Source organism: Streptomyces sp. NPDC055955, from assembly GCF_042270245.1.
GTDB lineage: Bacteria > Actinomycetota > Actinomycetes > Streptomycetales > Streptomycetaceae > Streptomyces.
In genome coordinates this window covers 106,042-127,783 of record NZ_JBHJYS010000015.1, presented here as the reverse complement: position 1 = coordinate 127,783, position 21,742 = coordinate 106,042, and the positions used below count along the sequence as shown (strand labels likewise).

Here is a 21,742-nt window from a genome sequence, read left to right as displayed (position 1 = left end):
CTGATGGAGTCCATCGGAAATCGGATGGAGTGGCATGGATCCGAATCGAGTGTCGATACGTCTATTCAGCGACGTCCGTTCGACGACGACGCCGAAGTACATGTACGTGTGACGGAGGTGCAGGGCGATGGCCGGATTCCGGAGTCTGGCGAGACAGGCGCGCGACCCGCGCAATGATCTGGCACTGCGGCGGTACTCGCTGCGCAAGTGCCTGGAGCGATTTGCCCCTTACGGGCACCGGGCGACCTGGGACCACCTGTGCTCGCGGGCCGGGTTCGACCCCGAGGACCGGTCCCCCGAGCCGGCGCGGCTGACGGCCGCGCTCGACGAGCTCGAGGAGGCGCGGGCGGTCTGGCTCGCGTACGAGACGCAGTTCGCGGAGCGCCGCCGCAAGGAGAAGCACGACGGGCTGCGCAGACCGGGCACGGTCGACGACTGGCACCGGCTGACCTGGGGCGGCTTCGGAGTCGCCTGGTGCGACGACCCGATGGTGCATCCCTCCGAGCCGCTCGCGGAGGTTCTGAACCGGCTGATCGCGGCCCTGGAGCGCGAGCCCGGCACGACCTGTCCCGTCTGCACCGGCACGGCACTGCGCTGGGAGCACGACCTGGCGCACGAACCGTCGTCAGGACCGGTCTGCACCCACTGCGGCATCGTGGTGCCGCGTCCCGTCCTCACCCCCGCGTCCCTGGCCGGAGCCTGGCGGGCACGGGCCCTTGTCCCGGCGTGAAGCGCATCGGCACGAGCACGACTGTGTGAGCACGGGGGTGCCGCCCATGAGCCGCACCCCCGGTCCACTCGCCTGGCTCAGCCCTTCGGTGTGATCACGTCCGTCTGGACGGCCAGCTTGAACTCGGCGAGGACCAGCGGCGTACGGATCAGCGCGTCACCCGCGCCGCGCACCGAGATCTTCAGGCCGACCGGGGTTCCCGGGTGCACGAACATCTGCCAGGTGTACGACCGGTACTGACCGCCGCCGGTCGGCGCGGAGTCCGTCGTGGCGGTCGAGTCGTAGCCCGTCGAACCGGCGAGCGGGTCGCGCACGAAGCGTGCCCTGAACTCGCGCGGTCCGGAGTCCGGCTCCCAGAAGACCAGCGCGGACAGGGTGCCCCACCCGTCGTGACTCGGCCGGATCAGACCCGAGTGGGCGTCCGGGTACGTGGACCCCTTCGGCGGGTCGTGCATCTTCCAGGGGTCGTACGACTCCTCGCCCGCCCCGTAGGGAAAGCGGACGAGGTGGTAGCCGTCGCGGTCATAGGTGATCTTCTGCGGGCCCGAGCGTGCCGCCTCGTACTTCAGCGAGCAGATGGCGAGTCCCATACGCGCCTCCCCGTGATCCGTCCTGCCGTCCTGCCTCATTCATCCCCAACTCCCCTGCGGGTGAAGACATGCGGACGCCCGGAGTCGGTGGCGGACGGCTACGGTCACACGTCGCGGCGCCGCACGACGACCAGCGCCAGGGCGAGCGCGACCAGCGGCCACAGGACGAACACGGTCCAACTCCCGGCGACCGTGGCCCCGTTGTACGCCTCGACCGGCGTTCCGTAGATCTGGGCCAGGCGCTGCCACGCGTTGCGCACCATCGCGTTGGCGAAAGCGGCGGACAGCGGCTTGCGGGACGAGAAGAACACCGGCAGCAGGAGCAGGACGAAGGAGCCCGCGACCACGGTGGTGGCGCTGTGCCGGATCAGGACGCCCAGGCCGAGGCCGACGAGCGCGCACACCGGGGCGAGCAGCGCGGAGGCCGCGAACGCCCGCAGCGCGTCGGGGTCGCTGAGCGGGATCGCGGCGTCCCGCCCGCCGAGGATCGCCTGGGCGACGAAGAACGAGCAGAGGGCGACGAGCGCACCGACCACGGTCCACAGGACGGCCTGCACCACGGCCTTGGCGAGGACCACGGCGCCGCGCGCGGGGACGGCCACCGTGGTGGTGCGGATGAGGCCGCTGCCGTACTCACTGACCGTGGCGATCGCGCCGACGGCCACGGCGGCGAGCATCAGCGTCAGATACGCCTCTGCCGGAAAGGCGTCGCCCAGCGAGAACGGGTGCTCCCGTCGGGTAAGGGCGTCGTAGGAGGGGAAGTTGTTGTAGTCGGCGAGTGCGCGGGCCGCGGCGACACCGGTCACGACCAGCGTGACCAGGACGATCACCCAGGGTGTGGAGCGCAGCGACCGTACCTTGATCCACTCGGCGGCCACGAGGTCGAGGAAGCGGGCGGGTGGTGCGCCCGCGACGGCGGCGCACGTGGGGGCAGTGGTGTGGGGAGTCGTGCTCGTCATCAGGACCGGCCCGCCTTTCCCGCGTCTCCCGACAGGTACTCGACGCTGTCGGCGGTGAGTTCCATGAACGCCTCCTCCAGCGAGGCCGTCCGGTTGGTCAGCTCGTGCAGCGTGATCCGGTGCTCGAGGGCGAGCGCTCCGATGCGCTCGGCGGGCAGTCCGGTCACGGCGAGCCTGGCCGCGTCCGGCGGCCCGTGCGGCGCGACGGACGCGCCGGCCGCCGTGAGGACGGCCGTCAGCTCGTCGGCCCGCGGCGTCGCGACCAGCACGCTGAAGCGCGTGCTGCGGGCCGCGAACTCCCTCACGGACTCGGCGGCGACGAGACGGCCCCGTCCGATCACGACGAGCTGGTCCGCGGTGCTCTCCATCTCCGTCATCAGATGGCTGGAGAGGAAGACGGTGCGTCCCTCGGCGGCCAGGCGGCGAAAGAGCCCGCGTACCCAGAGCACACCCTCCGGGTCCATGCCGTTGATCGGCTCGTCGAACATCAGCACAGGAGGGTCGCCGAGCAGTGCCGCAGCGATGCCGAGCCGTTGCTTCATGCCGAGCGAGAACCCGCCGATGCGGCGCCCGGCCGCCTCGGTCAGGCCCACCTCGGCGAGCACCTCGCCCACACGGCTCGCCGGGATGCGGTTGCCGCGGGCCAGGGCGCCGAGGTGCGCGGTGGCGCTGCGCCCGCCGTGGACCTGCTGGGCGTCGAGCAGGGCGCCGACGTGGCGCAGGCCGCGTGGGTGGGTGCGGAAGGGGACGCCGCCGATGGTCGCGGTGCCGGCCGTGGGCGAATCCAGGCCGAGGAGCATCCGCATGGTGGTCGTCTTGCCCGCGCCGTTGGGGCCGAGGAAGCCGGTGACCCGGCCCGGCCGGACGGTGAAGGAGAGGTGGTCGACGGCGGTCTTGTCGCCGTACCGCTTGGTGAGTTCGCTGACTTCGATCACGAGGGCAACGGTGCCGGTGCGGGGGCGGGGCGCGCATCGGCCCGTGGGCGGCCCTCACCGGAGGCGGTGTCCACCCGTGGGATGCAGCCCGTGGGCCCATGCCCGCAGCGGGCGGCGCGCCTACGATCCCGGTGTGGACGCCACCTCGACACCCTCGCCGCTCCAGCGCATGTCCGGGCGCTCCCGCTCCGTCCTGACCTGGATCGGCGCGGGCCTGTATCCGTTCATGGCGCTGCTCCCCGCGGTCAGCGCCGACCCGCGGGCGCCCGGCGTCCTCCCGGCCTGCGGCTCGGCGCTCGCGACGGTCCTGCTCGTCGGCGTGATCCGGCGCAGGCCCCTGGCCGCCCTGGTCATGATGCTGCTCGTCACCGCCCTCCTGCCGCCGGCGGCCAAGTTCCACGGCCCTCAGTGGTTCGTGCCGTTCGCCGCCGTGGACAGCACGCTCGGGTACGTCGTCGCGACCCGTACCCTGCGGGCGTCGGTGGTCGCCGTCTCCCTCACGTTCCTCACGCAGTGCCTGACGATCCTCGGCTTCACGAGCGGGCCCGGCAATCTCGTCGTGATCGGGACGATCGCCCTCCTGGCCCTGGTCACCGCCTGCGTCGTGGGCCTTCTCGGCCGCGAGCGCCGGCGGCACGCGACGGAGCTGCGTTCGCACGAGGTGGCCGAGGCGATCACGGCCGAACGGCTGCGGATCGCCCGCGAGTTGCACGACCAGGTCGCGCACAGCATCGGCATCATCGCGATCCAGGCCGGCGTCGGCAGCCGCGTCATCGAGACGCAGCCGCTGGAGGCGCGGGCCGCCCTGAGCGCCATCGAGGCCACCAGCAGGGAGACCCTGTCGGGACTGCGGCGCACGCTGGTCGCGCTGCGCAGGTCGGGCCCCTCGGCCGAGCCCGGCGCGGCGCCCTACGGCCCCGCACCGGATCTCGGCGACCTGGAACGTCTGGCCGCCACGACCGCGGACGCGGGCGTCGAGGTCGACCTGCGCCGGAGTGGCCGACAGCGTCAACTGCCGCCCGACATCGGCCTGTCGGCGTACCGGATCGTGCAGGAGTCGCTGACGAACGTGGTGCGGCACTCGGGCGCCGGGGGGTGCCGGGTGACCGTCGGATTCGGGGAGGATGAGCTGTCCGTGGAGATCGTCGACGAGGGGCGCGGGATGCGGGGCGCGGGGCCGGGCGTGGGGTTCGGGATCACCGGGATGCGGGAGCGGGTGGCGCTGCTGCACGGGGAGTTCAGCGCGGGGCCACGGCCCGAGGGAGGCTTCCGGGTGGCGGCACGGCTGCCTCTGCCGGAACCGACGTCCACGACGCCGGACGACGCCTCCGTGGCCGGGGCGGACGCCCGATGACCGTGCGCGTGGTGCTCGCCGACGACCAGCCGCTCGTACGCTCCGGGCTGCGCGTCCTCATCGCCGACACCCCTGATCTGGAGGTCGTCGGGGAGGCCGCGAGCGGCGAGGAGGCCGTCCGGCTGGCGCGGGAGGTCAGCCCCGATGTGATCGTGATGGACATCCGGATGCCGGGCATGGACGGGATCGAGGCCACGGGCCTGGTCACCTCGGGCCCGGGGGCGACCCGTGTGCTGGTGCTGACGACCTTCGACGAGGACGACTACGTCTACGGCGCGCTGCGCGCCGGCGCGAGCGGCTTCGCGGTCAAGGACATGGCGCTCGACGACATCCTCGCCGCGATCCGGGTCGTCGCCGCCGGGGACGCGCTGATCGCGCCGGGGATCACGCGCCGCCTGATCGCGGACTTCGTGGGCCGCCCCGAGCCGTCCCCCGCCCGCGCGCCGCGTGCGGTCGAGGGCATCACCGAGCGGGAGCGCGAGGTGCTCACCCTGGTGGGGCTCGGCCGGTCGAACAGCGAGATCGCCGACGAGCTCCACATCACCGTGGCCACGACCAAGTCGCACGTGGCGCGCCTGTTCACCAAACTGGGCGCCCGGGACCGGGTCCAACTGGTGATCATCGCCTACGAGTCGGGGCTGGTCTCCGCGCCCCGCTGAGCGGCGGGCCCTCAGGCGCCGTCCCGGTTCTCCTTCATGAGGCGGGATCCGGTGAGACGCTCGCCGAACACGTCGTCCGGGTTCGACAGGACACAGTTCTCCAGGGACAGACAGCCGCATCCGATGCAGTCGGTCAGGTGGTCGCGCAGCCGCCCCAGCTGGGTGATGCGCTGGTCCAGTTCGGAACGCCAGGCCTCGGAGAGGTGTGCCCAGTCCTCGCGGGTCGGGGTGCGCCCCTCGGGCAGCTCGGACAGCGCGTCACGGATCGTGGCGAGCGGGATGCCGACGCGCTGCGCGGCGCGGATGAACGCGACCCTGCGCAGGGTGTCGCGCTGGTAGCGGCGCTGGTTGCCCGTCGTGCGGCGGCTGCTGATCAGACCCTTGGCCTCGTAGAAGTGCAGGGCCGAGACGGCGGCTCCGCTGCGCGCCGACAGCTGACCGACGGTGAGTTCGTGGATCTTCACGGGAATCTGGGGCACCGTGCCGAGACTACTGGCCGGATGCCGCCGTCGTTGACAGAGGTCTCCCGCCCTAGCATGCTGAGCAAGCGCTTAGACATCCACCTGAGACATCCGCACACGGTGCGTACATGGGAGGCCAGGACATGGCAGAGCCGAGGGTTTTCGCGACGGTCGACGAGCTGCGCTCGGCGGTGGGCGAACAGCTGGGGTACAGCGACTGGGTCGAGATCGAGCAGAAGCGGATCGACCAGTTCGCGGACGCCACGGGTGACCACCAGTGGATCCATGTCGACCCCGAGCGCGCCAAGGACGGGCCGTTCGGCACGACGATCGCGCACGGTTATCTGACCCTGTCGCTGCTCCCCCTCTTCGGGCCGCAGCTGATCACGGTCGACGGCATGAAGATGGGCGTGAACTACGGGACGAACAAGGTCCGTTTCCCCGCTCCGGTGCCGGTCGGCTCCCGGCTGCGCGCCACCGCGAAGATCACCGGTGTCGACGACGTGCCCGGCGGCGTCCAGGTCTCGGTCGCCTTCACCGTGGAGCGTGACGGGGGCGACAAGCCCGTGTGCGTCGCCGAGTCGGTGTCCCGCTACTACCTCTGAGCCCCGCGGGGTCAGGAAACCCGGGCCCCCACCATCCGCAGGACGAGGTCGGCGTACAGCGCGCCGACCTCGTCGGGCGTCCGGCGGCCCTCCGTGTTGAACCAGCGGGCCACGTCGATACAGAGCGACAGCACGGCCAGCGTGGTGCCCGGGACGTCGGGGACGTCGAACTCCCCCGCTTTCACACCGTCGTTGATGATCTCGCGCACGGTCGCGTCGCTCTCGCGGCGCAGGGCCACGATCTCCGGCCGGTGCTCCTCGCCGAGCGAGTCCAGCTCGTACTGCACGACGCGCGCCGTCAGATGGCGTGCCGCGTGCCAGCGGACGAAGGACCGTACGGCCTCGGAAAGCCGCTCGGAGGCGGTGCCGTCCTCGGCGGCCGCGTCCTTGAGGATCTCCAGGGCCTTCTCGTGGCCGATGCGGCTGATGCGCAGGAGCAGGTCCTCCTTGGTCCGGTAGTGGATGTAGAGCGCGGCCGGGCTCATGCCGGCCCGGCCGGCGATGTCCCGGGTGGTGGTCGCGTGGTAGCCGCGCTCCGCGAACGCCTGGACGGCGGCGATCAGCAGCCGCCTGGCCGCGTCCGGGGTGACCTCGGCCCAGGACATGTCGTCCGTGGCAGCTTCGTTCTGGCCGTGCCGCTCCGCGCTCATCGCTCGCTCACATCCTCCCGTGGACAGGACGCACACCATACCCCTAGAGCTGAGCGAGCGCTTAGCTCCGTACGTCAGACGACGGGCTTGAAAGGGTCGTGTTCGGCGAGGATCTTGTCGATGCGGGCCTGGTCGATACGGCTGACGACCTGATCGACCTCCTGACGGTCCCGGATGACCTTGGCGAGGGTGAACGCGGAGGTCGTCAGATAGAGGACGGCGATGGCGAGGAAGCCGCGCACCCAGCCGCTGGCGTCGATGCGGTAGACCCCGACGGCGGTCGCCACGAGCGCGAGCGCGAAGGAGGCGACGGCCTGTCCGTAGAAGGCGTTGGTGGTCCTGTGCTTGACCGGTGTGTCACTCATGGGCGACAGCATGGAGCGGACGGGGGCGCACCCCCATCCGCTCGCGTACTCAGAAACGTACTCAGAAGCCGGGCCCGGAGGTCCGGCTCGACAGCCCGGCCTCAGAAGGCCGATACGCCGGTGAGCGCGCGGCCGATGATGAGCTTCTGGATCTGGCTGGTGCCCTCGTAGAGGGTCATGACGCGGGCGTCGCGCAGGAGTTTGCCGACCGGGTACTCGTCGATGTAGCCGTAGCCGCCGAAGACCTGGAGGGCGTTGTTCGCACAGCGCACCGCGGCCTCGGAGGCGAAGAGCTTCGCCGTGGAGGCGGCGGTCGCGAAGTCCTCGCCGCGGTCGATGAGGTCGGCGACGCGCCAGGTCAGCATGCGCGCGGCGTCCACGTCGACGGAGATGTCGCTGATCAGCTCCTGCACCAGCTGGTACGAGGCGATGGACTTGCCGAACTGCTCGCGCTCCGCCGCGAATCCCACGGCGGCGTCGAGCGCGGCCTGCGCGATGCCCACGCAGCCCGCGGCCACGGACATACGCCCCTTGGCGAGCGCCGACATGGCGACGGAGAAGCCCTTGCCCTCGGGACCGAGCATCGCGGAGGCGGGTACGCGGACGTCCTCGAGGACCAGCTCGGCGGTGGCCTGGCCGCGCAGACCGAGCTTGCCGTGGATGGTGCGGCGGGTGAGGCCGGGGGCGTCCGTGGGAACGAGGAAGGCGGTGACGCCCTTGTGCCCGGGCGCGTCGGTGGAGCGGGCGAAGAGGAGGACGACGTCGGCCCAGGTGCCGTTCGTGATGAACATCTTGGAGCCGTTGATCACGTAGTCGTCGCCGTCACGCACCGCCCGGGTGGTGAGGTTGCCCGCGTCGGAGCCGGTGCCGGGCTCGGTGAGCCCGAAGCAGCCGAGGGCCTCGCCGGCCGTGAGGCGCGGCAGCCACCGACGCTTCTGCTCGTCGCTCCCGTAGGACTGGATCGTCTTGGTGACCAGGCCGAGCGAGACGGAGACGATGCCGCGCACGGACGAGTCGCCGCGCCCCAGCTCCTCCGTGACCAGGCAGTACGCGAGGTGGTCGCCGCCCGAGCCGCCGTACTCCTCGTCGATGGTCAGGCCCAGGAAGCCGACGTCGCCGAGCTTCTTGACGATGCCGCGGTCGACCTCCTCGGCACGGTCCCAGCCGACGACGTTCGGGGTGATCTCGCGCGCCACGAAGTCCCTGGCGAGCTGCCGCACGGCGGCCTGCTCCTCGCTGAGCTCCAGATTCATGGACCACACCTCAGGCATAAGTGAATGAGCACTAAATTAGCACTGCTAGTTTTCGACTGACAGCCCTACTATGTGCCGCATGGCCCGACCGCGCAAGCCCCTCCTGAGCAGAGACCGCATCGTCACGGCGGCGCTCTCTCTCGTCGACGCCGAGGGCCTCGCGGCCGTCTCGACACGGCGGCTCGCCGCCGAGCTGGGCGTGAGCGGCCCCTCGCTCTACAACCACTTCCGCACCAAGGACCAGATCCTGGAGGCGGTCGCCGACGCGGTGAGCGCGCAGGTCGACCTGTCGATGTTCGACCCCGCGGACGGGCGCGACTGGCGCACCTCCCTGCACGACTGGGCAGTGTCCTACCGGGCGGCCCTCCTCGCGCACCCGAACATCGTTCCCGTGCTCGCCCAGGGGCCCGGTCGCAGGCCCGCGGGACTCCGGCTCGCCGACGCCGTGTTCGGCTCGATGGTGGACGCGGGCTGGCCCCCGGCGCAGGCCACGTCGATCGGCGCGCTCATGCGGTACTTCGTGACGGGCTCCGCACTCGGCTCCTTCGCGGGGGGCTTCGTCGACGACGAGACGGCGTACGACCCCGCCGACTACCCGCACCTCGGCCAGGCGCACCTGCTCGCCGACCGCCAGGAGCTGATCGACGAGCGGGCCTTCGAGACGGGCCTGCGGGCACTCCTCGACGGGCTCACGCAGCAGTACGAGCAGGTCGCGGCGCTGCGCTGACGTTTCGGCCGCCACCGAACCGTGCCGGGCGCATGCTTGACCCATGAAGTCCAGGGAACCCGGCGCACCGCGCCTCGCCGCACTCGCCGCACTCATGGCCGACGAGACCCGCGCGGCCTGCCTGCTCGCCCTGCTCGACGGGCGGGCGTGGACCGCCGGTGAGCTGGCGCGGCACTCGGGGGTGGCCGCCTCGACCGCGAGCGAGCATCTGGGCAAGCTCGTCGCGGGGGGCCTGCTCGCCGAGGAGCGTCAGGGGCGCCACCGCTATGTACGGCTCGCGGACGCGCGCGTGGCCGGGCTCGTCGAGGAACTCGCGGCGTACGCGGCGCCGGACGGCGGGGAGCGGCCGGCGACGCTGCGGGCGGTGAGCGCGCGGGACGCGATGGCGCGCGGGCGCACCTGTTACGACCATCTCGCGGGCCGCCTCGGCATCGCGCTCACGGACGCGCTGGTCCGGCGCGGGGACCTGAGCACCGATACGGGGTTTGCGCTGACCGCACAAGGGGTGGACCTGTTCGGGACGTTGGGGATCGGGCTCGAGCGGTCGGGGCGCCGCCCCATGGCACGGGCGTGCCTGGACTGGACCGAGCGCCGACCGCATCTCGCGGGGACGGCGGGCGCGGCGCTGTGCAGCCACGCGTTCGACGCGGGCTGGGTCGTGCGGATCGGGTCCGAGCGGGCCGTGATGGTCACGCCGGACGGGGAGCGGGCGTTCGGCGACGCCCTGGGGATCGGGGCGGAGTCACTGCGCTAGCGGCGACCGAGGATCAGGGCGGAGTCACTGCGCCGGCGACACCCGGAGATCGGGACGGAATCGCTGCACCAACGACACCCTCGGGACCAGGACGGAATCACTGCGCCAACGACACCCGGAGACCAGGACAGAGCCACTGCACCGACGACACCCGGAGATCGAGGCACCGGCGCCGCTCCGGCCGGGAGGGGGCTTCCTGCCGTGATAGGCCCCTTCTTCCGGACTTCAGGGGATGTCTGTAAAGTGCCTCCGTTCTGTTCGGTGAAACAGGGACGTAACACGGGAGCACGGGATGCGGCAGGCCAAGAACGGCCCAACTCCTGGCGAATCAGCCCTTACCTGGGGTGCGGGTTGTAGGCGATTCGGCGTTCAGGTCATGCGGGGGCAGGCTCAGGTCGCCTTTCTGTCCAGCGTCCCGGCCGGACTGCTCTTCGCCGTGGCGCTGTTCGCGGCGGGGTGGGAGTTCGGGCTCTACGCGATCGCCGGAACGGCGCTCGGCACGGCCACCTCTCGGCTCCTCGGCGCGGACCACGAGCGCGTGTCGACAGGGCTCGAAGGGTTCAACGCCTGCCTCACGGCGCTGTGTTTCGCGGTGTTCCTGGGCGCCGACCATCTGTCGACCGCGCTGCTCGCGGCGGCCGGCTGCGTCGTCGTCACCGTCGTCACCGCGGCCGTCGTCAATCTGCTCGGCGTGTGGAACCTGCCGTCGCTGACGCTCCCCTACTGCCTCCTCGCGAGCGCGATGACCACCGCGGCACCGGGATTCGAACGGATCTGGCACCAGGGCGACAGCCTCGCGGCCCTGGCGAGCATGGCGACCGGGTCGACCTCGGTCGGCTTCTCCGACCTGTGGCACGGGTTCCTCACCGGCTTCGCCGAGATCTTCTTCATGCCGCAGTGGTACGTCGGCGCGCTGGTGCTCGCCGCGCTCCTCGTCGCGAGCCGCAGGGCCGCCGCCGTTGCGTGCGTGGGCAGCCTCGTCGGAATCCTCTCGGCGTGGGCGCTCGGCGCTCCCGCCGCCCAGATCGCGGACGGGACCATGGGCTACAACGCGATCCTCGTGACCCTGGCCCTGTGCGGGGTGTTCCTGGAGGCGGGGCCGCGCACGCTCGGGTACGCCGTGGTGGGCGCGTTCACCGCGACGGCCGCGACGCCGGCCCTGGCCGCGCTGTTCGCGCCGTCCGGCGGGCACACGTTCACCTGGCCGTTCGTCCTGACGACGTTCGCCTTCCTGGCGGCGGCCCGGTCCTTCCCCGGACTGCGGACATCGGCTCCGGCACCCACGGCGCCGGAGCCGATCGCGGCACTCAGCGCGCAGCCGCCCGCCCCGCAAGCACCTTGATGGACACCAGGGCGATCACGCCGAGCCCGATGATGTAGCCGGAGACGGCCATCGACGTGCCGGTCGCCTCCAGGAGCAGCACCATTACGAACGGCGCGAGTCCGCCACCGAACACCGCGGCGATCTGGTAGCCGAGCGAGGCGCCGGTGTAGCGCATCTCCGCGGTGAACAGCTCCGCGAACAGGGCGGCCTGCGGCCCGTACATGATGCTCAGGAAGCAGCTGGTGACGAACGTTCCGACGGCCAGCCAGAGCAGCGAGCCCGTGTCGATGAGCAGGAACATCGGCACGGCCCACACGACGAGGCCCGCCGCGCCGAGTGCGTAGATCCGCAGTCGGCCGATGCGGTCCGAAAGGACCGCCGACGCGGGGATCAGGGCGAGCTGGGTGAGGCTGATGCACAGCGAGACGGTCAGGACGGCCTCGCGCTTCATGCCGAGTTCACGGGTCGTGTAGTCGAGGACTCCCGTGATGATGATGTAGAACGTCGCGGTGTTCACGGCGAAGGAGCCGCCCGCCAGGAACACCGTGCCGAGGTGTTCGCGCAGGATCCTGCGCAGCGGGGAGCGGGAGCGGTCCGCCTCCGCCTTCGCCAGTTCCGCTTCGGCCGCCTTGAACTCGGGGGTCTCCTCGACCCTCGCGTGGATGTACCAGGCCAGCGCCAGGACGAGCAGGCCCACCAGGAACGGGAGCCGCCAGCCCCACGCGGTGAAGGCGCTGTCGCTGGTGAGGGCGCCGGCGACGAGGAAGACGGTGTTGGCGGTCACCACGCCGATCGGGACGCCGAGTTGGACGAGGCTGCCGTAGAGGCCGCGCTTGCCCTCGGGGGCGTACTCGGTGGCCATCAGCATCGCGCCGCCCCACTGGGCGCCCACGGCGAGGCCCTGCACGACCCGCAGGGCGACGAGGAGGATCGGCGCGGCCACGCCGATCGTGTCGTACGTGGGGAGCAGGCCGATGCCCGTGGTGGCGAGGCCCATCAGGGTCAGGGCGAGGACCAGCATGGGCTTGCGGCCGCGCTTGTCGCCGAGCTGGCCGGCGATGACCCCGCCGAGCGGGCGGGCCAGGAAGCCGACGGCGAAGGTCGCGAAGGCGGCGAGCACGCCCGCCGACGAGCTGCCCGAGGGGAAGTAGAGGTCGCCGAGCACGAGGGCGGCCGCGATGCCGAAGACGAAGTAGTCGTACCACTCGACGGCCGAGGCGAGCGCGGCGGCGGTGGCGACCTTTCGCCGGGCTCGGGTCTCGGCTTCGGACGACGTGGTGGCTGCGGGGCGAGCGGATGGTGCCGTGTCCATGCGTGCACACTCCGGTGACTGCGGGGAGGGGACGGTCCGCGGCGCCGCGGTCCCGGGAACATACTGACCGGACGGTACGCGGGTCAACGGGTTGCGCAGCAGGAGTTTTTGCCTGGACATGGGAAAGCGCGGGCCGTGCGCGGGCAGCCCTGTGGCCCCGGCCGCGCGGGGGCGGCCGGGGTCGTGGGGCACGGGTCCACCCGGGTCTAGAAGACGACCAGCGCCCGTCCGCCCTTGCCCGCGACCATGTTGTCGAACGCGGCCGGGATCCCTTCCAGGGCGATGTGCTCGGTGACCAGCGCGCCCAGGTCGAGGCGGCCCGCGCGGATGTGCTCGGCCAGGACCGGGAGGTCCTTCGCCGGGTCGGAGTTGCCGTACACGCATCCGGACAGGGTGCGGCCCCAGTGGAAGATCTCCAGGGCGTTGAACGTGACCTGCTGGTCCTTGCCGCCGATGCCGACGACCGTGGTGCGGCCGCCCCGGCGCGTCGACTCCCAGGCCGCGCGGATCGTCACCGCGCGACCGACGCACTCCACGGCCACGTCGACACCCTGCTTGCCGGTCAGGCCCCGGATCTCGCGGGCCGTGTTCTCGGAGGCGACGACGTAGTCGGTGGCGCCGGCGCCCCGCGCCAGGGCCTCCTTCTCCGGGGAGACATCGACCGCGATGATCTTCGAGGCACCCGCGATGCGCGCCGCCTGGAGGGTGGCCAGGCCGACGCCGCCGACACCGAACACCGCGACCGTCTCACCCGTCTTGACCTGCGCACAGTGGTGGATCGCGCCGTAGCCGGTGAGCACCGCGCACCCCAGCAGGGCCGCGTCCGTGAGGGGGACGCCGTCCGGGACGGGCAGTACGCAGTTCGCGGCGACGACCGTCTCCTCGGCGAACGCGGCGACGTTGAGACCGGGGTGCAGGTCGCAGCCGTCGGACGTCCGGCGCGCGTACACGTTGCCCGCGCCGGTCAGCGCGTTCGCGCACAGCCACACTTCGCCGAGCGCGCACGCGTGACAACTTCCACAGGAAGGCGCCCAGTTGAGGACAACTCCGTCGCCGGGCGCGACATGGGTGACGCCCTCGCCGACGGAGACGACCGTGCCGGCGCCCTCGTGGCCGAGCACGGCGGGGACCGGCACGCGCATCGTGCCGTTGGTCAGGGACAGGTCGGAGTGGCAGACCCCGGCGGCGGCGAGCCTGACGCGCACCTGGCCGGGGCCGGGCTCGGGCAGGTCGATCTCCGCGATCTCCAGGGGAGAGCCGACGGCGGGAAGTACAGCGGCACGGACCATGATGCGCGGAGCTCCTAGAACTGGAGGGACTTGGTCTGGAGGTACTCGGACAGGCCGTGCGCGCCCAGCTCGCGGCCGACGCCGGACTGCTTGTAACCGCCGAACGGGGCGAGGGGGTTGAAGCGGCCGCCGTTGATGTCGACCTGGCCGGTGTCCATCCGGCGCGCGAACGCGACCGCCTCGGCGTCGTCCGCCGCCCAGACGGCGCCCGCGAGGCCGTACACCGTGCCGTTGGCGATGCGCAGGGCTTCGTCCTCGTCCTCGTAGCGGATGATCGAGACGACGGGGCCGAAGATCTCCTCCTGGGCGATGGTCATCTCGGGGGTGACGTCGGCGAAGACGGTCGGGCTGACGAAGTAGCCCTGCTCACGCGGCGCTTCGGAGCCGCCGGCGACGAGACGGGCACCCTCGGCGACGCCCTTGTCGATGTAGCCGCGCACCCGCGCGTGCTGCTTGGCGTTCACGAGCGGGCCGATGCGGTCGCCGTACTTGGCGGCGGCCTCCGCGGCGAGCGCGACCGCCTCGTCGTACTGGGTCGTGTGGACGAGCATGCGGGTCCAGGCGCTGCACGTCTGGCCGGAGTTGCCCATGACGTTGGCGATGCCGACGCCGACGGCCTTGGCGAGGTCGGCGCTCGGCAGGATGACGTTGGCGGACTTGCCGCCCAGTTCCAGGGCGACGCGCTTGACGGCCGCGCCGGCGGTGGCACCGATCTGCTTGCCGACGGCGGTGGAGCCGGTGAAGGAGACCAGGTCGACGCCCGGGTGCTCGGCGAGCGCCTGGCCCGCGACGGGGCCGAGGCCGGTGACGAGGTTGAACACACCTGCGGGGATGCCCGCTTCGTGGACGGCCTCGGCGAAGAGCTGGGCGGTCAGCGGGGTGTCCTCGGCGGGCTTGAGCACGACGGTGCAGCCCGCCGCGAGCGCGGGGGCGACCTTCGCGACGATCTGGTGGAGCGGGTAGTTCCAGGGTGTGATCGCGCCGACGACGCCGACCGGCTCGGCGTAGACGGTGGAGTTGCCGACCTTCTCCTCGAAGGCGTACGAGGCGGCGAGTTCGGCGTACGAGCCGGCCACCAGGATCGGTACGCCCGCGTGCACCATCTGCGAGAACGGCAGGGGCGCGCCGAGTTCGGCGGTGACGGTCTCGGCGATCTCGTCCTTACGGGCGACGAGGACGTCGCGCAGTGCGGCGATCTTCGCGGCGCGTTCGGCGGGCGGGGTCGCGGCCCAGGCGGGGAACGCCTCGTGGGCCGCGAACACGGCGGCGTCGACGTCCTCGGGGATGCCCGCGGGGACATGGCCGATCACCTGCTCGTCGGCCGGGTTGACGACGGCGATGGTGTCGCCGCCCGCGGCGGCGCGCCACTCGCCGCCGATGTACATCCCCTCGTGGGCCTTCATGGCTCTCCTCCCGAGTAATGCCTGGTCGTCCGACAACCAAACTAGCGGTGATAGTTTTCCGGCGCCAGAGACCGGCCGGAGACCCCCGTCACGCTGCCGACCACCTCCGACCAGGGCCCGGCCGGGCCGTCCGGTAACGCCTCAGTAATGGCTGCCTCCTAACGTCCGTTCGCGCCTTCGACCGACGAGCAACCACCCGTCGCGCGGGCGCAGTTCGGACCGTACGGCCACAAGCCGTGCCCCACTACCAAGGAGTCCCACATGTTGCGACACAACGCACTGCGCATGGCCCTGGTCGGCGCCTCCCTGACCGCCGTGGCCGCGTTCGGCACGGGTACGGCGAGCGCCGCCACCACGACGGTGGACGCGACCTCCTGCCACGTCGCCGGATATGTGTGCATCGTCCCGGCGAGCAGCCCGGACGAGGGCCTGCTGATCCCCGAAGGCCAGTCGTACACCGTTTCCCCGGGTGTCGACATCCTGAGCATCTCCAACGACACCGCATACACCATCTGTGTCAGCGGGGACTACAACTTCGGGCTCGCCCCGTCCGCGGAGCGCGACGTCGAGTACAACCTCACCGGCTTCGGGCCGAACTTCGGCGGCAGTGGCTGCCTCTCCTGACCCGGAGCATGCGGTCCGTCGGGACCTGACCGTGGGCGGGCGTCGTCGATGCACGATCGGCGGCGCCCGCCGTCGCGTTCGACGGGGGCGCGGGCACGAAAGGGGCACGAGGGGGCACTGCCGCCACAAGGACTGAACGGAGCCAGTAATTCCTCAGTAACGGCAGCTTTCTAGCGTGCGAACTCCCCCGTACCGTTCCCGGAGGAGTGCCCCCGATGCACCTGCCCCGACCGCCCCGGCGGAGATCCGCCTCATGGGCGGCGGCCGCGTTCACCGCGACCGCTCTGGCCGCCGGCGTCATGCCGGCCGTCGCCGCCGACACCCCGTCCGCGGCCGACACCGCCGCTGCCGCGAAGATCGACTCGTCGCTGAGCAGCGCCGTCGCCAAGGGCGGTGACGCGACGTTCTTCATCACCCTGAAGAGCGAGGCCGACCTGTCCGGCGCCAAGAAGCAGAAGACGCACGCGAAGAAGGCCACGGCCGCCTACAAGGAGCTGCGCAAGAACGCCGACGACAGCCAGGCGTCGCTGCGGTCCTTCCTCGACAAGAAGAAGGTCGGCCACAAGGACTACTGGATCGCCAACACGATCCAGGTCACCGGCGACCAGGCCCTCGTCGACGAGCTCGCGAAGCGCTCGGACGTGGCGTCGATCGTCAAGGCGCGTACGTTCAAGGTCGACGACGACGTGGCCGCCCACACGAAGGTCTCCACGTCGCGCACCACGTCGGAGAAGACCGACTCGTCCGCCGAAGGCGACGACACCCCCGAGTGGGGCGTCGCCGACATCAAGGCCGACCAGGTCTGGGACAAGTACACGGACCGCGGCGAGGGCATCGTCATCGCCAACGTCGACACCGGTGTGCAGTACGACCACCCGGACCTCGTCGGCAGCTACCGCGGCAACAACGGCGACGGCACCTTTACGAACGACTACAACTTCTACGACCCGTCCGGGAACTGCCCCTCCGACGGCTCCCCGTGCGACAACCAGGGCCACGGCACCCACACCATGGGCACCATGGTCGGCGCCAACGGCATCGGTGTCGCGCCGAACGCGAAGTGGATCGCCGCCAAGGGCTGCGCGAGCGACAGCTGCTCGGAAGAGGACCTGCTCGCGGCCGGTCAGTGGATCCTCGCGCCGACCGACCACAACGGTCAGAACCCGCGCCCGGACCTCGCCCCGAACATCGTCAACAACTCCTGGGGCCAGAAGGAAAGCACCATCCCCTTCTACGAAGACATCATCGACGCCTGGAACTCCGCGGGCATCTTCGAGGCGTTCGCGGCCGGCAACGACGGCGACGGCGTGACCTGCTCGACGGCTCACCCGCCGGGCGCGCAGGTCGCGACCTACGCCGTCGGCGCCTACAACGCGGCCGGCAAGATCACCGACTTCTCCGGCTTCGGCCCCTCGCCGGTCGACGGCTCCGCCAAGCCGAACATCGCGGCTCCCGGTGCGGACATCACGTCGACGTACCCGGGTTCGAAGTACGCGTCCATGGACGGTACGTCGATGGCGACCCCGCACCTCGCGGGTGCCGTGGCCCTGCTGTGGTCGGCGGCTCCCTCGCTGATCGGCAACATCGACGAGACCCGCAAGCTCCTCGACGAGGGCGCGACCGACGTCGACGACACCCACTGCGGCGGCACCGCCGGCGCCAACAACGTGTGGGGCGAGGGCAAGCTCGACATCCTCTCCTCCATCGACAAGGCCCCGCACACCGCCGTCGACGTCACCGGCAAGATCACCGACAAGGACACCGGCGCGGCCGTCTCCGGCGTCACCGTCAAGGCCACCGGTGCCGACGGCGACCACATGGTGACCACCGGGCCCCAGGGCACGTACAAGATGGCGCTGGTCCCGGGCGCGTACGACTTCACGGTCAGCGAGTACGGCTACGCGACCAAGACGATCTCCGGCGTCGAGGTGACCGCCGACAATCCGCTGGCCCAGGACATCGCGGTCACCGCCCTGGCGCAGCACGCTGTCACCGGCACCGTCCTCGACGTCACCGGCAAGCCGCTGGCCAAGGCCACGGTCGCGGTCCCCGGCACCCCGGTCGACGCCGTCACCTCCGGTTCCGACGGCACGTTCAAGCTGCCGAAGGTAGCCGAGGGCACGTACACGCTGAAGGTGACGCCCGCCTCTCCCGTCCTTTGCAACGGCGAGTACACCGCCGAGCTGAAGGTCGACGGCGACGAGACCCGTACCGTCCAGCTCCCGAACCGCACCGACGACTCGGGCAACTCCTGCGCCCCGGCCGCGTACTCCTGGATCTCCGGTTCCAGCAAGGTCTCCCTGAGCGGTGACGAGGACGCCAAGACCGTCTCGCTGCCGTTCCCGGTCTCCTTCTACGGCGTGAAGTACTCCAGCGCCGCGGTCACCACCGACGGCCTGATCAACTTCCTGTCGCCGCGCATCGGCGACTACGAGAACGAGGCCCTGCCGACGGAGACCCAGCCGAACGGCATCGTCGCCCCGTTCTGGGACGACCTGACCCTCGACAAGAAGTCCAGCGTGCAGACGGCCACCACCGGCAAGACCGGCAGCCGTAAGTTCGCTGTCGTCTGGAACAACGTCCTGTTCGCCGACGGCGGCAGCAACCGCGCCACCTTCGAGGCCGTCTTCGACGAGGCCACCGGCGCGATCACCTTCCAGTACCAGTCCGTCGCGGGCAAGGGTGCCTCGGCCACCGTCGGCATCGAGAACCAGGCCGGCACCGACGCCCTCCAGTACTCGTACGACCAGGCCGTTCTGACGAACGGTTCGGCGATCCGTATCGCGCAGGGAGCCACGTCTTGAACAGCCACAGCATGAGAGCCACCACTTCCCGGCGGGCCCTGGCGCTCGCCTCCACCCTGGTCGCGGCGGGACTGACGCTGACCTCGGCGCAGCTCGCCGTGGCCGACACCGCGACGAACGATGCGACGACGCTCAGCAGCGCCGAGGCCAAGACCCTCGCCGACCACATGAACGTCGACGTGTACGGGGACGACAGCGAGTACGCGGCGAAGGACGACGCCTCCGCCGACGCCTCCACGGACACGGCCACGGACGCGGCCACCAAGGTCACCTTCACCAACAAGTCCACGCTGGAGGGCGTGCGCGGTGTCGCCGCGACCGTCCCGGCCGGCTCCGACGGCAGCTACTTCACCGTGCACAGCCTGGGCAACGTCCAGCTGCACAAGGCCGACGGCTCCACCGCCTGGGCGCGCACCAACGCCTCGTTCTACTCGGACTGGCAGGTCAAGCCCACGCAGGCCTTCCGGACCGAGCCGTACCCGGCGCACATCGTGATGGGCTACAACGCCGTCGCCCCGTGGGCGCCCTACTCGGACCAGGGGTTCGACACCGCCGACCTGACCGGTGACGGCACGAAGGACATCGTCCTCTCGTCGTACGTCGGCAACCCCCGGGCGTTCTCTTCGCCGGGCTCCTCGCTGTACTACGGCACCTTCGTCACGGTCCTCGACGGCAAGACCGGTAAGACGGTCTGGTCGAAGCTGTACTCGTACGCCAGCAACATCAAGGTCGTCGACGGCACGCTGCTCATCGCCAACTCGCCGCGCCAGAACTCGGCCGCGCCCTCGACGGAGACGGCCTCCCTCACCGGTATCCGCTTCTCCTACGCCGACGACAAGTTGACCCCGTCGTCGACGTGGACGTACGACACCGGGACGTCGGCGGCCGCGACGTGGGGCGCCCTGGAGGCCGTCGGCGACGGGAAGGTCGCCGCGGTCTGGGACCTGCGCAAGACCGACTCGAACGCCTCCCGTGGCCGCACCCTGGTCCTGGACACCGCCGATGGCTCGGTCAAGTGGCAGACGGACAGCGCCCTTTACGGCCGCCAGCTGCGCCTGGACGCCGCCCGCAAGCGGATCGTCGCCCTGGAGCAGGCGGACAACTCCGACGCGGTGATGTACGAGCTCGCCGCCTACGACCTGAAGGACGGCAAGCGCACCACGCTCGACACCCGGGTCAACGTCCAGCCCACCGCGCTGACGGTCGGTGACGCGGCGTCGGGCGGCGGCGACGAGATCTCCGTCAGCGAGTCGGCGTACAACTCGTCGCTCTTCATCACCTCCAGCACGATCCGGGTCCTGGACGGCTCGGACGGCTCGACGGTCAAGTGGACGAACACCACCAAGCGCTCCGCCGACAACACCGAGGACGGCGCGAGCACCTGGAGCCTCGTCGCCAAGAACGGTGCGCTCACCGCCGCCGCGCAGGACGACGCGGGCGAGTCCAACTCGCTCAACCCCGGCGGTCTGCGCTACGGCTCGCTGACCGCGTTCACCAGCGGGGGCACGGTCAAGTGGCGCCAGCACGGCGTGAACGCCTCGCCGATGTACCAGCAGGTGTACTCCTCGGGCAACAGCGACAACGTGCGCGTCGTCGACCAGCAACAGAACATCCATGACTACAGCCTGAGCAAGGGCAGCCAGCAGAGGCTGACGCCGCTGCAGGGCGACCTGTACACCGGCAAGGCCGCCGACTTCGACGGCGACGGCAAGAAGGACGTCGTCGTCGGCGGCTCCTCGCAGGGCGTGTGGGCGTACTCCGGTACGTCGCTGGTGAACGGCGAGCCGAAGAAGCTGTGGCAGGCCACCGCCGCCGGCGAGGTGCACAACATCGCCACCGGTGACGTGAACGGCGACGGCACGCCCGATGTCGTCGTGGCCGCGGACACGGCGACCAGCGTCCTCGACGGCAAGACCGGCAAGACGCTCGCGACGATCGACGGCAACGGTGCGTACGTCCGCTCGGTGACCGTCGCCGACGTGAACGGCGACGGCAAGGCCGAGGTCCTCGTCCCGACCGACGCCCTGCGCGTGTACAACGCGAAGGGCAAGAAGCTGTGGTCGTACTCGGCGCCGTCGAGCGCCGGTGACGTGATCTTCTCCGACACGGTGGTCTCCGGCGGTCAGATCTACACGCAATACACCACCCCGAACGCGATGGACGAGTCCGACGCCGTCGTCAACGGCGTCGCCCTCGACGGCAGGGGCAAGGTGCAGTGGACGGCCGACCCGAAGGCCCCGTCCCGGGCTGCCGACGGCAAGCTGCACGGCGCGGAACTGGTCAACGGCGTCTTCGCCTCGCCGAACATCCCGTACGCGGACGGGCACGCGGTGGTCTACACCTGGGTCATCATGGCCGACCCGACCACGGACGGTGACCTCTCCACCGCCAGCGCGAGGGTCGTGTCGGAGATCCGGGACGGGCGCACCGGCGAGGTGCTGCACACGTTCATCGGCGGCAGCCCCTTCTCGCACGGCAACTACTTCGCCGACGACCAGAACAACGTGCTGTACCAGCTCAGCTTCGGTACGTTCAACGGCTTCACCGGTGGCGACAACGAGACCTACAGCTCGGTGCTCGCGCCCCTGCGGAACGCTCAGTTCATCACCGGGCCCGGCGGCCGCAGGCTCGTGGCCGGCGGTGTGGAGGGCGGCCTGTCCGCCTACGACCCGTCGCTTCTAAGCAACGACGCGGCGTTCCAGTCCAGCACCGGATCGGCCTCGCTCATGGGCGGTCGCGATTACATCGCCGCCGACCTCGACGGCGACGGCAGCGACGAGATGGTCTCGCTCAACTTCGACCACTTCGGCATCAACCGGATGGCGGAGCAGCTGGGCGGCGGCGTTCTCTCCCTGGACAACGGCATCCACCAGATGTCGACGTTCAAGCTCTCCTGACCGCCGCACCACGGTAGTCGACACAACCCCCTGGGCCTCGCCCAGGG

The 21,742-nt window shown here is 70.9% G+C and carries 20 protein-coding genes; 10 read left to right on the top strand and 10 right to left on the bottom strand.

Annotation, left to right across the window (positions count from 1 at the left end):
* Nucleotides 1-127 precede the first annotated feature (127 nt).
* A complete protein-coding gene (locus ACFC96_RS28095; protein WP_376257051.1) occupies nt 128-730 on the top strand; it encodes a hypothetical protein in 603 nt (200 codons plus the stop codon).
* Between the two features lie 77 nt (nt 731-807).
* Here the strand turns inward: ACFC96_RS28095 and ACFC96_RS28090 are convergent, their stop codons facing one another.
* The 3 genes from ACFC96_RS28090 to ACFC96_RS28080 all read right to left on the bottom strand — a co-directional run bounded on the left by ACFC96_RS28090 (nt 808) and on the right by ACFC96_RS28080 (nt 3,214).
* Entirely contained in the window at nt 808-1,320 is a 513-nt protein-coding gene (locus ACFC96_RS28090; RefSeq protein ID WP_376614731.1) for a hypothetical protein, read from the bottom strand.
* A 104-nt stretch (nt 1,321-1,424) separates the two neighbouring features.
* Nucleotides 1,425-2,279, bottom strand: a complete 855-nt coding sequence (locus tag ACFC96_RS28085; protein WP_376257048.1) for an ABC transporter permease — start codon at nt 2,277-2,279, stop codon at nt 1,425-1,427.
* Nucleotides 2,279-3,214, bottom strand: a complete 936-nt coding sequence (locus ACFC96_RS28080; RefSeq protein ID WP_376614729.1) for an ABC transporter ATP-binding protein — start codon at nt 3,212-3,214, stop codon at nt 2,279-2,281. Before ACFC96_RS28080 ends, ACFC96_RS28085 begins: the two co-directional genes overlap by 1 nt.
* A gap of 133 nt (nt 3,215-3,347) precedes the next feature.
* Between ACFC96_RS28080 and ACFC96_RS28075 the strand changes: the two genes are divergently transcribed.
* Entirely contained in the window at nt 3,348-4,568 is a 1,221-nt protein-coding gene (locus tag ACFC96_RS28075) for a sensor histidine kinase (protein ID WP_376614727.1), read from the top strand.
* Nucleotides 4,565-5,227: a response regulator gene (locus ACFC96_RS28070; RefSeq protein WP_376614725.1), complete on the top strand. Its 663-nt coding sequence runs from the start codon at nt 4,565-4,567 to the stop codon at nt 5,225-5,227. Before ACFC96_RS28075 ends, ACFC96_RS28070 begins: the two co-directional genes overlap by 4 nt.
* An 11-nt stretch (nt 5,228-5,238) precedes the next feature.
* On the opposite strand, the gene soxR is transcribed toward ACFC96_RS28070, so the two are convergent.
* Nucleotides 5,239-5,706: a redox-sensitive transcriptional activator SoxR gene (soxR, locus tag ACFC96_RS28065; RefSeq protein WP_376257042.1), complete on the bottom strand. Its 468-nt coding sequence runs from the start codon at nt 5,704-5,706 to the stop codon at nt 5,239-5,241.
* Between the two features lie 125 nt (nt 5,707-5,831).
* Between soxR and ACFC96_RS28060 the strand changes: the two genes are divergently transcribed.
* On the top strand, nt 5,832-6,293 hold the full coding sequence (locus ACFC96_RS28060) for a MaoC family dehydratase (protein WP_376257041.1): 462 nt from the start codon (nt 5,832-5,834) through the stop codon (nt 6,291-6,293).
* Nucleotides 6,294-6,304: 11 nt separating this feature from the next.
* Here the strand turns inward: ACFC96_RS28060 and ACFC96_RS28055 are convergent, their stop codons facing one another.
* The 3 genes from ACFC96_RS28055 to ACFC96_RS28045 form a co-directional block, all read right to left on the bottom strand.
* Nucleotides 6,305-6,943: a TetR/AcrR family transcriptional regulator gene (locus ACFC96_RS28055; protein ID WP_376614723.1), complete on the bottom strand. Its 639-nt coding sequence runs from the start codon at nt 6,941-6,943 to the stop codon at nt 6,305-6,307.
* 74 nt (nt 6,944-7,017) lie between these two features.
* The gene (locus ACFC96_RS28050; RefSeq protein ID WP_376257037.1) at nt 7,018-7,308 is read right to left on the bottom strand and encodes a YiaA/YiaB family inner membrane protein; all 291 of its coding nucleotides are present in this window, start codon (nt 7,306-7,308) and stop codon (nt 7,018-7,020) included.
* 101 nt (nt 7,309-7,409) lie between these two features.
* A complete protein-coding gene (locus ACFC96_RS28045; RefSeq protein WP_376614721.1) occupies nt 7,410-8,561 on the bottom strand; it encodes an acyl-CoA dehydrogenase family protein in 1,152 nt (383 codons plus the stop codon).
* Between the two features lie 79 nt (nt 8,562-8,640).
* On the opposite strand from ACFC96_RS28045, the gene ACFC96_RS28040 reads away from it, so the two are divergent.
* From ACFC96_RS28040 to ACFC96_RS28030, 3 genes are all read left to right on the top strand, one after another.
* The gene (locus tag ACFC96_RS28040) at nt 8,641-9,288 is read left to right on the top strand and encodes a TetR/AcrR family transcriptional regulator (protein WP_340460208.1); all 648 of its coding nucleotides are present in this window, start codon (nt 8,641-8,643) and stop codon (nt 9,286-9,288) included.
* Nucleotides 9,289-9,331: 43 nt separating this feature from the next.
* A complete protein-coding gene (locus ACFC96_RS28035; protein ID WP_376257033.1) occupies nt 9,332-10,042 on the top strand; it encodes an ArsR/SmtB family transcription factor in 711 nt (236 codons plus the stop codon).
* Between the two features lie 376 nt (nt 10,043-10,418).
* Nucleotides 10,419-11,384 carry an urea transporter gene (locus ACFC96_RS28030; RefSeq protein ID WP_376614719.1) on the top strand — a complete coding sequence of 322 codons (966 nt, stop codon included), beginning with the start codon at nt 10,419-10,421 and terminating at the stop codon, nt 11,382-11,384.
* Here the strand turns inward: ACFC96_RS28030 and ACFC96_RS28025 are convergent.
* The 3 genes from ACFC96_RS28025 to ACFC96_RS28015 all read right to left on the bottom strand — a co-directional run bounded on the left by ACFC96_RS28025 (nt 11,350) and on the right by ACFC96_RS28015 (nt 15,370).
* The gene (locus ACFC96_RS28025) at nt 11,350-12,678 is read right to left on the bottom strand and encodes an MFS transporter (RefSeq protein WP_376614717.1); all 1,329 of its coding nucleotides are present in this window, start codon (nt 12,676-12,678) and stop codon (nt 11,350-11,352) included. The genes ACFC96_RS28030 and ACFC96_RS28025 overlap by 35 nt on opposite strands.
* 206 nt (nt 12,679-12,884) lie before the next feature.
* Nucleotides 12,885-13,967: a Zn-dependent alcohol dehydrogenase gene (locus ACFC96_RS28020; RefSeq protein WP_376614715.1), complete on the bottom strand. Its 1,083-nt coding sequence runs from the start codon at nt 13,965-13,967 to the stop codon at nt 12,885-12,887.
* Nucleotides 13,968-13,981: 14 nt separating this feature from the next.
* Nucleotides 13,982-15,370, bottom strand: coding sequence for an aldehyde dehydrogenase family protein (locus tag ACFC96_RS28015; protein ID WP_376614713.1), 1,389 nt, complete (start codon nt 15,368-15,370; stop codon nt 13,982-13,984).
* Between the two features lie 261 nt (nt 15,371-15,631).
* Here ACFC96_RS28015 and ACFC96_RS28010 point away from each other — a divergent pair, with 261 nt between their 5' ends.
* From ACFC96_RS28010 to ACFC96_RS28000, 3 genes are all read left to right on the top strand, one after another.
* Nucleotides 15,632-15,994 (top strand): hypothetical protein, encoded by a 363-nt coding sequence (locus ACFC96_RS28010; RefSeq protein WP_376228332.1) that lies wholly within the window; start codon nt 15,632-15,634, stop codon nt 15,992-15,994.
* A gap of 215 nt (nt 15,995-16,209) precedes the next feature.
* The gene (locus ACFC96_RS28005; protein ID WP_376614712.1) at nt 16,210-18,798 is read left to right on the top strand and encodes a S8 family serine peptidase; all 2,589 of its coding nucleotides are present in this window, start codon (nt 16,210-16,212) and stop codon (nt 18,796-18,798) included.
* An 11-nt stretch (nt 18,799-18,809) separates the two neighbouring features.
* Complete coding sequence (locus tag ACFC96_RS28000) at nt 18,810-21,695, top strand: FG-GAP repeat domain-containing protein (RefSeq protein WP_376614711.1); 2,886 nt, start codon at nt 18,810-18,812, stop codon at nt 21,693-21,695.
* The last annotated feature ends 47 nt before the right edge of the window (nt 21,696-21,742 follow it).

Excerpts from the sequence above, each read along its gene's own strand:
- ACFC96_RS28055 (WP_376614723.1), bottom strand. The coding sequence starts at position 6,943 with ATGAGCGCGGAGCGGCACGGCCAGAACGAAGCTGCCACGGACGACATG.
- ACFC96_RS28015 (WP_376614713.1), bottom strand. The coding sequence starts at position 15,370 with ATGAAGGCCCACGAGGGGATGTACATCGGCGGCGAGTGGCGCGCCGCC.
- ACFC96_RS28000 (WP_376614711.1), top strand. The coding sequence starts at position 18,810 with ATGAGAGCCACCACTTCCCGGCGGGCCCTGGCGCTCGCCTCCACCCTG.
- ACFC96_RS28010 (WP_376228332.1), top strand. The coding sequence starts at position 15,632 with ATGTTGCGACACAACGCACTGCGCATGGCCCTGGTCGGCGCCTCCCTG.
- ACFC96_RS28020 (WP_376614715.1), bottom strand. The coding sequence starts at position 13,967 with ATGGTCCGTGCCGCTGTACTTCCCGCCGTCGGCTCTCCCCTGGAGATC.
- ACFC96_RS28035 (WP_376257033.1), top strand. The coding sequence starts at position 9,332 with ATGAAGTCCAGGGAACCCGGCGCACCGCGCCTCGCCGCACTCGCCGCA.
- ACFC96_RS28025 (WP_376614717.1), bottom strand. The coding sequence starts at position 12,678 with ATGGACACGGCACCATCCGCTCGCCCCGCAGCCACCACGTCGTCCGAA.
- ACFC96_RS28040 (WP_340460208.1), top strand. The coding sequence starts at position 8,641 with ATGGCCCGACCGCGCAAGCCCCTCCTGAGCAGAGACCGCATCGTCACG.
- ACFC96_RS28090 (WP_376614731.1), bottom strand. The coding sequence starts at position 1,320 with ATGGGACTCGCCATCTGCTCGCTGAAGTACGAGGCGGCACGCTCGGGC.
- ACFC96_RS28005 (WP_376614712.1), top strand. The coding sequence starts at position 16,210 with ATGCACCTGCCCCGACCGCCCCGGCGGAGATCCGCCTCATGGGCGGCG.
- ACFC96_RS28045 (WP_376614721.1), bottom strand. The coding sequence starts at position 8,561 with ATGAATCTGGAGCTCAGCGAGGAGCAGGCCGCCGTGCGGCAGCTCGCC.
- ACFC96_RS28030 (WP_376614719.1), top strand. The coding sequence starts at position 10,419 with ATGCGGGGGCAGGCTCAGGTCGCCTTTCTGTCCAGCGTCCCGGCCGGA.
- ACFC96_RS28095 (WP_376257051.1), top strand. The coding sequence starts at position 128 with ATGGCCGGATTCCGGAGTCTGGCGAGACAGGCGCGCGACCCGCGCAAT.
- ACFC96_RS28060 (WP_376257041.1), top strand. The coding sequence starts at position 5,832 with ATGGCAGAGCCGAGGGTTTTCGCGACGGTCGACGAGCTGCGCTCGGCG.
- ACFC96_RS28070 (WP_376614725.1), top strand. The coding sequence starts at position 4,565 with ATGACCGTGCGCGTGGTGCTCGCCGACGACCAGCCGCTCGTACGCTCC.
- ACFC96_RS28050 (WP_376257037.1), bottom strand. The coding sequence starts at position 7,308 with ATGAGTGACACACCGGTCAAGCACAGGACCACCAACGCCTTCTACGGA.
- ACFC96_RS28085 (WP_376257048.1), bottom strand. The coding sequence starts at position 2,279 with ATGACGAGCACGACTCCCCACACCACTGCCCCCACGTGCGCCGCCGTC.